Annotated in this window: 10 protein-coding genes; 7 read left to right on the plus strand and 3 right to left on the minus strand. The window is 69.2% G+C overall.

Going from position 1 to position 12,058, the window contains the following annotated elements; all coding sequences use genetic code 11:
• Window positions 1–23 precede the first annotated feature (23 nt).
• Both AC0CH8_RS09030 and AC0CH8_RS09035 read right to left on the minus strand, forming a co-directional pair.
• Window positions 24–548 carry a YceD family protein gene (locus AC0CH8_RS09030; RefSeq protein ID WP_204197987.1) on the minus strand — a complete coding sequence of 175 codons (525 nt, stop codon included), beginning with the start codon at window positions 546–548 and terminating at the stop codon, window positions 24–26.
• Window positions 545–1,063 (minus strand): ubiquinol-cytochrome C chaperone family protein, encoded by a 519-nt coding sequence (locus AC0CH8_RS09035; protein WP_465239580.1) that lies wholly within the window; start codon window positions 1,061–1,063, stop codon window positions 545–547. Before AC0CH8_RS09035 ends, AC0CH8_RS09030 begins: the two co-directional genes overlap by 4 nt.
• 151 nt (window positions 1,064–1,214) lie before the next feature.
• Here AC0CH8_RS09035 and AC0CH8_RS09040 point away from each other — a divergent pair, with 151 nt between their 5' ends.
• The 6 genes from AC0CH8_RS09040 (at window position 1,215) to AC0CH8_RS09065 (ending at window position 7,757) form a co-directional block, all read left to right on the plus strand.
• Window positions 1,215–1,703, plus strand: a complete 489-nt coding sequence (locus tag AC0CH8_RS09040; RefSeq protein WP_204197995.1) for an outer membrane protein assembly factor BamE — start codon at window positions 1,215–1,217, stop codon at window positions 1,701–1,703.
• Window positions 1,704–1,894: 191 nt separating this feature from the next.
• Complete coding sequence (locus tag AC0CH8_RS09045; RefSeq protein WP_465239581.1) at window positions 1,895–3,265, plus strand: glycosyl transferase family protein; 1,371 nt, start codon at window positions 1,895–1,897, stop codon at window positions 3,263–3,265.
• Between the two features lie 224 nt (window positions 3,266–3,489).
• Window positions 3,490–4,254, plus strand: coding sequence for a hypothetical protein (locus tag AC0CH8_RS09050; RefSeq protein ID WP_465239582.1), 765 nt, complete (start codon window positions 3,490–3,492; stop codon window positions 4,252–4,254).
• Window positions 4,255–4,279: 25 nt separating this feature from the next.
• Window positions 4,280–5,194, plus strand: coding sequence for a TSUP family transporter (locus AC0CH8_RS09055; RefSeq protein ID WP_204198364.1), 915 nt, complete (start codon window positions 4,280–4,282; stop codon window positions 5,192–5,194).
• A gap of 50 nt (window positions 5,195–5,244) precedes the next feature.
• The gene (locus AC0CH8_RS09060; RefSeq protein ID WP_239474404.1) at window positions 5,245–5,964 is read left to right on the plus strand and encodes a TIGR02186 family protein; all 720 of its coding nucleotides are present in this window, start codon (window positions 5,245–5,247) and stop codon (window positions 5,962–5,964) included.
• A 122-nt stretch (window positions 5,965–6,086) separates the two neighbouring features.
• A complete protein-coding gene (locus AC0CH8_RS09065) occupies window positions 6,087–7,757 on the plus strand; it encodes an ATP-binding protein (protein WP_204198393.1) in 1,671 nt (556 codons plus the stop codon).
• A 181-nt stretch (window positions 7,758–7,938) separates the two neighbouring features.
• Here AC0CH8_RS09065 and AC0CH8_RS09070 read toward each other — a convergent pair whose 3' ends face one another.
• On the minus strand, window positions 7,939–9,411 hold the full coding sequence (locus AC0CH8_RS09070) for a peptidoglycan DD-metalloendopeptidase family protein (RefSeq protein ID WP_465239583.1): 1,473 nt from the start codon (window positions 9,409–9,411) through the stop codon (window positions 7,939–7,941).
• A gap of 223 nt (window positions 9,412–9,634) precedes the next feature.
• On the opposite strand from AC0CH8_RS09070, the gene AC0CH8_RS09075 reads away from it, so the two are divergent.
• Window positions 9,635–12,058 (plus strand): helicase-related protein (locus AC0CH8_RS09075; RefSeq protein ID WP_465239584.1); only part of this gene is annotated, 2,424 nt, incomplete at its 3' end.

Genomic DNA, 12,058 nt, shown 5'->3' on the forward strand with positions numbered 1-12,058 from the left:
CTATGCCGCTCGACAGACGACCCTCAGCCACGCTCCTTCAGCTTCGCCATCAATCCGGCCGCCAATGGGCTGAGCGGCTTCGCTTCGTCCTCGCCGATCACGCCAGCCGCCTTCAACGCCGCCGCCGCATTCGGCCCGCGGGGGAAGGGGTCGAGCGCCAGCGCCATCGTCTCGGCCGCGGCCTCCCCCAGATCGATCGCATTGCCCTCGATCTCGACCGTGTCGAGTGCGTCGCCGCTCAATTCGACCTCGTCCTCCGACGTGTCGCCCTCCACGAACAGCAGCGCCACCGGCTCGTCGATCGCGACCGACAGAGGCTCGTCGGTAATCGCGCAGGCCTGCACAACCGCGCCAGTGACGCGGCCTTTCGCCTCGATGCCTGCGGCGGTTCGCTTGACCACGAACTTGGCCTGCAGGCGATCGACCGACACCAGCCCGAACCGGCCGGCCAGCTTCCTGCGCTCGGGTTCGTTCGCCTCGATCGCGATCGTGCGATCACCTTCGCCGATCGTGTCGAGCCGCTCCGGTCGGCTCCATTCGGGGTTCACGCCAACTCTCCCGCCAGCATCCGCTCGATCGGCACGTCGCCCAGCCCATCGAGCAGCGCGCGCAGTTCGAACGTGACATGCGCCAGCGCGGCCGGGGCAGGGGCCTCGCCGCGATACAGGTTGCGGACCAGCGCCTCCTCGAACTGCGGCCCGGCCACCGTGTCGCGATACGCGCCCAGTCGCCCGCCGAGCGCGGCCATCATCTTGCCGATATGCTTGCCGACGGTGATGTCGCCGATCCCGATCTGGCGAAGCTGGGCATCCATGTCGTCCACGAACCGCTCGGTCAGCCGCGCGGAGGGTTCGGCGCCGGCGGGCTCACGCTCCAGCCGGATCAGCACCATCGACAGCACCGCCGCGATCGTGTCGAACCGGCCGTCGACGGTGTCCGGCACCGCGCCCTCGACATACCAGTGCGGCTGCCGCGCACGGGCGACCACCGCGTTGTAGAGCGGTAATGCCTCGTCCCGCGTGCCGCCGCCCAGCACTGCGCCGACCTTTGCCAACCAACCCACTCGTCTCGTCCCCAACTCTGCCCGGCGGCTTGTGCGCCGCCCACTCCTCGCATATCGGGGCGATTGGCGGCCGAAGCAATCGCGGGCGGGCCGTTCGGCGTGCGACCTGCGCCGCGTGTAACCTGCGTGCCCCGCGAGGAGTTGTCCGTCCATGTCCCGCCCGATCATCCTGGCCGCCGCGATCCTGGCCTCCGGCCTCGCCGCCGGGGCCTGCGCGCCGCTTCGCTCGCATCAGGGCTATGTCGTGGACGTCGATCTGGTGAACTCGGTGCAGCCGGGCGTCGACACCCGCGCCTCGGTGCAGCAGGTGCTGGGCAAGCCCACGGTGTCGGGCCAGTTCGGCACCGGCGACTGGTATTATATCGCGCGGGACAGCCGGAACTATGGCTTCCAGTCGCCCAAGGCCAAGTCGCAGATCGCCCTCCAGATCAGCTTCGACCAGGCGGGTACGGTGACCGCGATTCGGCGTACCGGTATCGATCAGGTCGCCTCGATCGATCCCTACGGGAAGACCACGCCGACGCTGGGTCGCCAGCGCGGCTTCTTCGAGGATCTGTTCGGCAACATCGGTACGGTCGGCGCCGCAGGTGGCGGACCCGGCGGAGCGGGCGGTGCCGGCGGCGGTCGCACCGGCCCGTAATATCCAAATCGCTGAAACCGGTTTGGCCGCGCCGCGTGTTACGCGACGGCGCGGCCGGGCCGTGCTTGGACCGGCACCGATCCCGAAAGGGAGGGGGATCGACGGTTGAACGCGCCGTCGCAGATTTGGTTCTGCGAGCGTGTCTGCTAATGTAAGTTTCACAGGTCAAAGCTACCTCTTCGTCTGAAAGGATGAAGCAGGCTTTGGACGGTATTGATCTGATCGCCAGGGAAGTGGCGCTGTTCGCCGCCGTCGGGCTGCTGATCGGTGGCATCGACGACCTGCTGGTCGATGCCATATTCCTCGTCCGCCGTGCGTGGCGGGGCGGTCCTGCGCGGTTGAGGTTGGCGACACTACCTCCCGCCACACAACCGGGCCGCATCGTCGTGTTCGTGCCCGCCTGGGACGAAGCCGCGGTGATCGGCCATATGCTGACGGCGGCGCTTCGTCGTTACCGCCATGCCGATTTCGCCATCCATGTCGGGCTCTATCCCAATGACGCCGCCACGATCTCGGTTGCGCGTACGATCGCGACGCACGACCCTCGGGTACGACTGGTAATAGGCACGCGCCCCGGCCCGACCAGCAAGGCCGACTGCCTGAACACGCTGTGGCGCGATCTCGCTGCTGGCCCGCACATGCCGAAGGCCATCGTTTTCCACGATGCGGAGGACCTCGTCCACGCCGCCGAACTCACCGTCTTCGACGCGCTCATCGAGCGCTACGCCGTCGTACAGATTCCCGTGCTCCCGCTGGTTCGCAGCGGATCGCGCCTCGTTTCGGGTCACTATGTGGATGAGTTCGCCGAGTCGCACCTGAAGGGCTTGGTCGTTCGCGCGGCGCTGGGGGCCGGCCTGCCGCTCGCCGGCACCGGCTGCGCGATCCGACCCGACCTGCTCGCGCGGCTCGCGGCGCGACGCGGCGGCGATCCGTTCGACCCGGCGTGTATGGTCGAGGACTATGAGCTCGGCCTCGCCATCGCGCGGCTCGGCGAAAGTGGCATCTTCGCTCGCGTGGGGGATGGGGAGGGCAGCGTCGTCGCGGTACGATCCTACTTCCCCGACACGTTGACGGCAGCCGTCCGGCAAAAGGCGCGGTGGATGTGCGGCATCGCGCTATCGGGCTGGGACCGCACGGGGTGGAGCCGCGCCGGCGCCCTCGCCGATCACTGGATGCGGATGAAGGATCGCAGCGCCCCGCTGGCGGTGCTGGTGCTCGCCGCTTCCTATCTGGCGCTGGTGCTCTGGGCGGCTGCCGCGTTGGTGCATTGGGCGCACGGTATTCCGGTGCCGGCGACCGGCGACGTGCTTGATGAACTGCTCACGATCAACGCGGGCCTGCTCGGCTGGCGCTGCCTGATGCGTACGGTCCTGACCGCGCGCGCCTATGGCTGGCGCGAAAGCCTGTGGTCCGTACCGCGCCTGATCGTCGGCAATGTCGTGGCGATACGCGCGGCACGGCGCGCGCTCGGCCGGTATCTGCTGACGCTGCGTGGTGTGCGACCGACGTGGGACAAGACGGTTCACGCCTTCCCCGAAACGGACGCGCCGGAGCGGTCATGACCGGACGACCCTTGCGGTTCCTCGGCGCAGTCCTGCTGGTGTGGGTCACCATCAGGTTGGTCGCCTGGTGGCCGGAGGGCCCATCGCCGACTCCGATCCTCGCGGAGAGGACCCGTCCGTCAGCCGAAATGACCTCGTTTCTACCGTTGCGATTTACGGCGCTCGACCGTGTGATCCGTGCGCCACGTCCGACCCCACGTGCGCTGGATCGATCGCTGCGAGCTGTGGTCCCGTCGTCCGTCACCAAGATCGACGCGATCGCCATTCCCGTCGAGGCACCGCTGCGGACACCGGTCGAGTGGTCGGCAGTGGTGTCGGAGGGCGAAGTCAGACCGGCCGCGCCGATCATCGCATCCCCGCACCTCCCACCGCCGACACATTCACCCGATCGCCTGGCTCTCGGCATCTGGGGTATCGCGCGCGACGGGCGCAGCGACACGCTGGCCACCGGACAGCTCGGCGCATCGCAGGTCGGTGCGCGTGCGACCTACATCATCGCTGACCGCGCCCGCATCGCACTTGCCGCGCGGATCAGCGCTCCCCTGCGCGGCCGCGGGCGAGAGGCCGCTTTCGGCATCGGCTGGCAACCCACCGCTGCCCCGATTCACGTGATCGCCGAACAGCGCCTGCCGCTCGACGGCGGCGATGCGCGACCGGCCGCCTTTGTGACCGCCGGCCTCGACCGCGCCGTTTTTGGTCCCCGAGTTCGGATCGAAGGCTATGGGCAGGCCGGCAGTGTCCTCGGCCGCGGCCTGTTCGCGGATGCCGCTGCGCGCGTGACGACGCCGGTCGCCCGGCTGCACCTCGGTCTCGGCAGCTGGGCCGGCGCGCAGCGGGGCGCGAGCCGCATCGATATCGGCCCGACTGCGGCGCTGGTGCTGCCCATCGCGGATCGCGGCGTGCGGCTGACGCTCGACTGGCGGCACCGGATCGTCGGCGATGCGCGTCCGGGGTCCGGCCCGGCGCTGTCGATCGGTGGCGACTTCTGAGCGTCGAAACGCTACGGCGGCGGCCGTGGACCTGTATCTGCCCGTCGCGAACCTGTCGGTGAATGCCCTCGTGATGATCCTGCTCGGCGGCGGGGTCGGCCTGCTGTCGGGCATGTTCGGGGTCGGTGGCGGCTTCCTGACAACGCCCTTGCTGATCGTCTACGGCATCCCGCCGACGGTGGCCGCCGCCTCGTCCGCCAGCCAGGTGACCGGCGCGAGCGTATCGGGCGTGTTCGCGCACGTCCGCCGCGGCGGCGTCGATTTCAAGATGGGCGGCGTCCTGGTCGGTGGCGGCGTCCTCGGCACGATGGCGGGTGCGTGGCTATTCCGCCGGCTTCAGGAACTTGGACAGATCGATACCGTCATCGGCGTCGTCTACGTCATCATGCTGGGTTCGATCGGCGGCCTGATGGCGAAGGAGTCGCTGGTGTCGATCGGCCTGTCCCGTCGTGGCCAACCGCCGCGCGCCAAGAAGCGCCGCCACCACCCGCTCGTCGCCAGCCTGCCGTTCCGCACGCGCTTCTATGCGTCGGGCCTCTATATCTCTCCGCTCGCGCCGCTGATGCTGGGTTTCATGACCGGGGTGTTGACGATCCTGCTCGGGATCGGCGGCGGCTTCATCCTGGTGCCGGCGATGATTTACGTCATTGGCATGGCGACGGGCGTCGTCGTCGGGACCAGCCTGTTCCAGACGCTGTTCGTCACCGCCGTCGCGACGATGGTCCACGCCACCACGACCAAGGCGGTCGACATCGTCCTCGCCGGCCTGCTGCTGGTCGGATCGGTGACCGGTGCGCAGATCGGTGCGCGGCTGGCGACGAAGGTGAAGCCCGAATATCTCCGGCTTGCGCTCGCGCTGATGGTGCTCGGCGTCGGCATCCGCATCCTGCTCGGGCTGGTCTGGCGGCCGGAGGAGATCTTTTCGGTCACGGTCTCGTGACGCGGCGGGTCGGCACACGAATCGCGCTGCTGCTCGCCGCGCCGCTGGCGATGGGGCAGGCCGCGCCGACGCTCGTTCCCGACGTATCGCAGCGCGATATCGAGATCGTCTACAGCTTCACCGGTGCCGACCTGCTGCTGTTCGGCGCGATCCTCTATCCGGGCGGCCGCATCCCCGATGGCGAGCGCCCCGCGGACATCGTCGTCGTGGTCAAGGGGCCGACCCAATCGGTGCTAATGCGCGAGAAGGAGAAGGTCGCCGGTATCTGGGTCAACGCGCAATCCGCGCGCTACCGCTCCGCACCTAGCTTCTACGCGATCGCCTCGTCGCGACCGATCGGCCAGATCGTCGACGACCGCACCCGCGCGATCTACGAACTCGGGCTCGACAGCCTGCAATTGTCGCCCGTCTCGACCTCTGCGCCCGACGTGCAGGCGCGCTTCACCCGCGGTCTGGTCGACCTGAAGGCGCGCGCCGGCCTGTATGTGGAGGCACCACGGGCGGTCGAGATCAGCGAATCCGTCCTGTACCGCGCCCGCATCACCATTCCCGCCCGCGTGCCCGTGGGGCGGTTCACCGCGGAAACATTCCTGATCCGCGACGGCCGCGTCGTCGCGGCGGCGGTGCGCGACATCGACATCCGCAAATCAGGTTTCGAGCGCTTCGTCGCCCGCGCCGCCGATCGCGACTCGTGGCTCTATGGTATGGTCGCGGTGTCGCTGTCCGTATCGCTCGGCTGGCTCGCCGGCTGGGTCGCGCGGCGGCTCTAAGCGCAACCCGCTCCGCTACCTCCGGCCGAGGGCGACAGTTACCTCGATCCATGTCCGGCATGAACGCGATGGTAACCCGCACGCATGCAGGAACGGCGTGTAAGCAGGGACACCGCCACGATATGACCGATATGCCCGGCCCCGCGGCCTTCGCGCGTTCGACCGAATTCAGCGCAGCCATGACCGCACCCGACGCGGCCCTCGTGCCGATCGGCTGCGTCTTCGCGATCGCCGGCGCCTCCAGTCGCGTGCTGCTCGACCGCGCCTTGCTGGAGACGCTGGCGCTCGATCCCGATCCGATCGCCGCGGCGGCGGGACAGGTCGGCAGCCAGATCAAGATGCGCGTCGGCACTGCGTGGCTGGTCGCCAACGTTCGCGCGCTGAAGCTGGAGGATAACAGCGGCACCTGCATCGCCGCCGACATCGACTTTCTGGGGGAGGGCGACGAGGAGCGCCTGACCGGGAAGCTCTACAATTTTCGCCGCGGCGTGACCCGCTATCCCATGCCCGGTTGCGAGGTGTTCCCCGTCACCGCGGCCGACCTGCGACAGGTCTATGCCGCCGACGATCGCGCCGCGATCTCGGTCGGCACCGTGTACCCGACGCAGGACATTCCGGCGTCGCTCTACATCGATGCGATGCTCGGCAAGCATTTCGCGCTGGTCGGCTCGACCGGCACCGGCAAGTCCACCTCCGCCGCGCTGATCCTCCACCGCATCTGCGCGCTCGCGCCGCAGGGACATATCGTCATGATCGACCCGCACGGCGAATATGCCGCGGCATTCAAGGACAATGGCGCGATCTACGACGTCAACAATCTGGCGATGCCGTACTGGCTGATGAACTTCGAGGAGCATTGCGAGGTCTTCCTGACCACCAGCGGCTCCGATCGTCAGGTCGATGCCGACATCCTCGCCAAATGCCTGCTGATGGCCAAGCAGAAGAACCGCATCGGGCAGGAGATCGCGAAGCTGACCGTCGATGCGCCGATCCCCTATCTGCTGTCCGACCTGACGAACCTCATCGGGCTGGAAATGGGCAAGATGGACCGCGCCGGCGACACCGCGCCGTACCTGCGCCTCAAGTCGAAGATCGACGAGATTCGCGCCGACCCGCGTTACGGTTTCATGTTCAGCGGCATGCTCGTCGCCGACACGATGGCCAACTTCCTCGCCCGGATCTTCCGCATGCCCGGCGACGGCAAGCCGATCTCGATCGTCGACGTATCGGGGGTGCCGTCCGACATCACCTCCGTCGTGGTCGCGGTGCTCAGCCGCATGACGTTCGACTTCGCGATCTGGTCGCGCAACGAACCGCAGCGGCCGATCCTGCTCGTCTGCGAGGAGGCGCACCGCTACATCCCTGCTGGCAACGACCAGACCAACTCGGTCGGTCGCATCCTCGCGCGCATCGCCAAGGAAGGCCGCAAATACGGCGTCAGCCTGGGTCTCATCACGCAGCGTCCGTCCGATCTCGCAGAGGGGGTGCTGTCGCAGTGCGGCACGATCATCGCGATGCGCCTCAACAACGAACGCGATCAGGCTTTCGTCCGGGCGGCGATGCCGGAGGGCGCGCGCGGATTCCTCGATTCGATCCCGGCGCTGCGCAACCGCGAGTGCATCATCTGCGGCGAAGGTGTCGCGATCCCTATCCGCGTGTCCTTCGACGGGCTGGAGGAACACCGCCGCCCCGCCTCCAGCGACCCGCTGTTCTCGCAACTCTGGCGCAACGTCGGCGGCGAGGACCAGATCATCGCCCGCACCATCCAACGCTGGCGCGCACAGGGGAAGTGAGCCGTTCCCGATCCTCCCCGCTCGCGGGGAGGTGGCACGGCGAAGCCGTGACGGAGGGGCAGCCCAAGGCAAATCGCTTCATGCAATCCTCCCCTGCAAGGAGAGGATTGCAGTTGCGCGCGTCAGCAACATTTCCGACACGCATCGCGCGAAACGCTCGCCCAAGCCCGCCGAACCCGAACTACCGCCCCGGCGTCACCGCCAGCAACGACGCCACACGCCGCTTGAACGCGCGCAGATTCTCGCCCGCCAGTCGCGCCACGCTCGTGAACGACAGCGCGCGGGGGTTGATCGTCTGGCCGTTCCGCCAGACCTCCCAGTGCAGATGCGGTCCCGTCGACATGCCGGTCGACCCGACATAGCCGATCACCTGACCCTGCCGCACACGCGTGCCCGGCCGCACCGCGATCCGGCTCATATGACCATAACCGCTCGCCAGACCGCCCGCGTGCACCAGCTTCACGAAATTGCCGTAGCCGGAATTACGCCCCGCGAACTGCACGACGCCGTCGACCGCGGCATAGATCGGCGATCCATACGGCGCGGCGATGTCCAGCCCCTTGTGCATCCTCATGAAGCCCAGCAGCGGGTGCATCCGCATCCCGAACCCGGACGTCAGCCGCCCCGCCACCGGCATGCCCGCATAGCCGCGCTTTTCCGCCTGACCCGATGCGTCGAACCAGTCGGCGCTGCGCTCACCATTGGCGGTCCAGCGGACGAGGCGGATGGGCTTGCCGCCGCGGTTCAACCCCGCGAACATCAGGTCGCCCAGCCGCGTCTCGCCGGTGGCGGCGCGTTCACGCTCGACGACCATGTCGAAACTGTCGGCGGCGCGCACGTCGCGGCCGATCGACACGCGCGTCGCTATCGCCTTGATATACATCTCGACCGCCTTGGCCGGGATGCCCGCCGCCCGCGCCGAGCGGTACAGGCTCTGCCCGACCAGCCCCTGCACGCGCAGCGGCGTCGAATCCACCGCGATCGGCGTCCGGTTCAGGATCAGGCTCGATCCCGCCCGCGCCAGCGTCAGCGAGAGGTCGAAGCGGGCGCGGAAGGTCAGCGTCTCGAGCGGTCGCGCCACCGTCCGGCTAGGCCGCCGGCCCAGCGTCAGCGCCAGCCGCGTGCCCGACGGGATGTCGCTCAGCGACGTTGCGCCCGCGACCAGCCGCGCCGCCTCCTTGGCCTCGCCGCCACCGACCCCCGCGCGCACCAGCGCCCGGTCCAGCGCATCGCCATCGCCGAGCGTTGTTGTCAGCTCCACCGTCGGTCTCTCCGGCGCCTGCGCCAGCGGCGCGACGAGGTCGCTCGCCGCCATGCGCTTGCCGGTGTCGGCACCCCATGCCAGCGGGGCGATGCCCTGCGCGCGCGCCTCGTCCCACTGCTCGCCCTGGAGCGGCGCGGGCACCGCGCCGATCAGCGGCCGGTCGAACACCGGCGACAGCGCCCAGGTCGCGGCGCACAGGGCCGTGCAGGTCGCGACGCCGCGCCACCAGTCGCGCGTGCCGATCTGCGCGCCCAGATCGGGCACCCAGTCGATCGCGGCGACCCGATGTCGCCAATCCTGCTGAACGGGAACCGTGAAGCTGCGCGGCGACAGGCTCCGTGCGCTCGTGCCGCCGGCGAGTTCCAGACCATGATCGCTGCGAAGGAACACCGGCGACGCTCTCGGTTACTCGCCGATACCCCCCGGCGCTGAGAGGATTCGTTGTGGGTCGAACATCCTAAAGTCAAATTAACCGCGCCGCACGACGGCGTTTGCTGCGACGAGTCGGCACGGGAATGCGACGGAACGCAGGAACGGATTGGTGGCGCAGTATCGCGCGACATCCGCAACCAAATCATTGCGAAATCGGCGCTGCGGCCCGATGTTGCATGGCATGGCCGCCCCGGTTCAGAACGTCACCGCCGTGCTCGGCCCGACCAATACGGGCAAGACGCACCTCGCGATCGAACGGATGTGCGCGCACTCCAGCGGCATCATCGGCTTTCCGCTGCGGCTGCTGGCACGCGAGGTCTATGACCGGGTCGTCGCGATGAAAGGCGCGCATCAGGTCGCGCTCGTCACCGGCGAGGAAAAGATCGTGCCCCCGGGCGCGCGCTGGTTCCTATGTACCGCGGAGTCCATGCCTTCGCACGACGCCGCCTTCGTCGCGCTGGACGAGGCGCAACTCGGCGCCGATCCCGAACGCGGCCACGTCTTCACCGACCGACTGCTGCACATGCGCGGGCGTGAGGAGACGATGATCCTCGGCTCGGAAGCGCTGCGCCCGATGGTCCGCGCGCTGGTGCCGGACGCGGAGATCGTCGCCCGCCCACGGTTCTCGACGCTCAGCTATGCCGGCGCGAAGAAGATCAGCCGGCTCCCCAAACGCTCCGCCATCGTCGCGTTCAGCGCGGAGGAAGTCTACGCCGTCGCGGAGATGCTGCGCCGCCTGCGCGGCGGGGCGGCGGTGGTGATGGGCGCGCTCAGCCCCCGGACCCGCAACGCGCAGGTCGCGATGTTTCAGGCGGGGGAGGTCGATTACCTCGTCGCCACCGATGCGATCGGCATGGGCCTGAACATGGACGTCGCGCACGTCGCATTCGCCTCGCTCAACAAGTTCGACGGCCGTCGCCAGCGCCGCCTGACCGTCGCCGAAATGGCGCAGATCGCCGGGCGCGCCGGCCGTCACCAGCGCGACGGCACGTTCGGTGCGGTGACGGAGGAGGGGCCGGGGGCGTTCCTGCCGGAGGAAATTCTCGCGATCGAGGAACATCGCTTTCCGCGGCTGGAGGAACTCTACTGGCGCGCGGGGCAGCCCGACCTCTCCTCGATCGACGCACTGGTCGCCGATCTCGAACGCCGTCCGCCGCCCGGTACGCCGCTGCGCGCCGCGCCGCAGGCGATGGACCTCGCGGTGCTCAAGCGACTGGCTGAGGAGGGCTGGGTGCGCGACCGCGTCCGCACCCCGTCGATGGTCAAGCGCCTGTGGGCGGCGTGTGGCGTGCCCGATTTCCGCAAGGTCGGCCTCGATCCACACGCCCGCTTCGTCTCGCGGCTGTTCGGCCATCTCAGCGAAGGGCGCGGCATCATCCCGCACCAGTGGTTCGCCGACGAGATACAGCGGCTCGACACGATCGCCGGCGATGTCGAGACGCTGGCCGGCCGGCTCGCCGCGGTCCGTACCTGGGCCTATATCGCGCAGCGTCCCGACTGGCTCGCCGATCCCGCCGAGTGGGCGGACCGCACCCGCGCGATCGAAGAGCGGTTGTCAGACGGCCTACACGCCGGCCTGACGCAACGCTTCGTCGACAAGCGCACCACCGCGCTCATCCGCCGCATCGGCGCGGACACCGGCGCGCTGCCCGTGACGATCGGCGCGGAGGGCGAAGTCACGGTGGAGGATCACCCGATCGGCCGCCTCGACGGTTTTCGCTTCGTGGTCGAACCCGGTGCCCGCGGTGGCGATCGGCGGATGCTGCTCGCGGCGGCGGAAAAGCGTCTCGTTCCCGAACGCGCCCGCCGTGCGCAGGCATTGGCCGAAGCCGCGGACGGCCAATTCGCGCTGGACGATGCGGCGATCCGCTGGAACGGCACCGCTGTCGCATCGCTGTGCGCGGGCGTGTCGCTGGCCCGCCCGCGGCTGGTGCTCGACCGCGACCTCGACGTGCTCGATCGCGCCGGCCGCGACCGCGTGTCGGAACGGCTGGAAAAGTGGCTTGCCACGTCGCTGCACAAGCGTGCGGCCGCACTCGCCGCGCTTGATGCGATTGCCCGTGACCCAGCCGCCGGCCCGGCCCTGCGCACCGTCGCCGCCGCGCTCGAAGCGGCTGGCGGGCTGACCCAGCGCCTGCCGCTGCGTGGCCCGCTGGAGGCGCTGACACAGGAGGACCGTCGGCGGTTACGAGTCGCCGGCATTACGCTCGGCGCGCTCGACCTGTTCGACCCGCGTCTCCTGAAACCGGAGCCGGCGCGCTGGCGGCGCGTGCTGCTCGGTCTCCGCGATGCCGCGCCGCCGGAACCGCCGATCGGCGCGACCGTATTGCCGCGCGGTCACGCCGCGGCGGCGCTCGCCGCCGGCTTCCGGCCGCTGGGCGTACAGGCCGTCCGCGTTGACCTAGTCGAACGCATCGCCCGCGCCGCGCACGATGCGCGACAGGGGCGCAAGCTCTTCGCCCCCGATCCCGCGCTCGCCACGTCGATGGGGCTGGAGCCGGCCACCTTCGAACGGCTGATGGCAGAACTCGGTTTCCGTCCGGCGGGCGGGGAGGGGGGCTGGGTCTGGCGCGGTCGCCCGCCCGCCCGCCGGACGGAAACCGAG

Source organism: Sphingomonas sp. AC435 (assembly GCF_979253005.1).

Excerpts from the sequence above, each read along its gene's own strand:
- AC0CH8_RS09045 (WP_465239581.1), top strand. The coding sequence starts at position 1,895 with ATGAAGCAGGCTTTGGACGGTATTGATCTGATCGCCAGGGAAGTGGCG.
- AC0CH8_RS09065 (WP_204198393.1), top strand. The coding sequence starts at position 6,087 with ATGACCGATATGCCCGGCCCCGCGGCCTTCGCGCGTTCGACCGAATTC.
- AC0CH8_RS09060 (WP_239474404.1), top strand. The coding sequence starts at position 5,245 with ATGGGGCAGGCCGCGCCGACGCTCGTTCCCGACGTATCGCAGCGCGAT.
- AC0CH8_RS09040 (WP_204197995.1), top strand. The coding sequence starts at position 1,215 with ATGTCCCGCCCGATCATCCTGGCCGCCGCGATCCTGGCCTCCGGCCTC.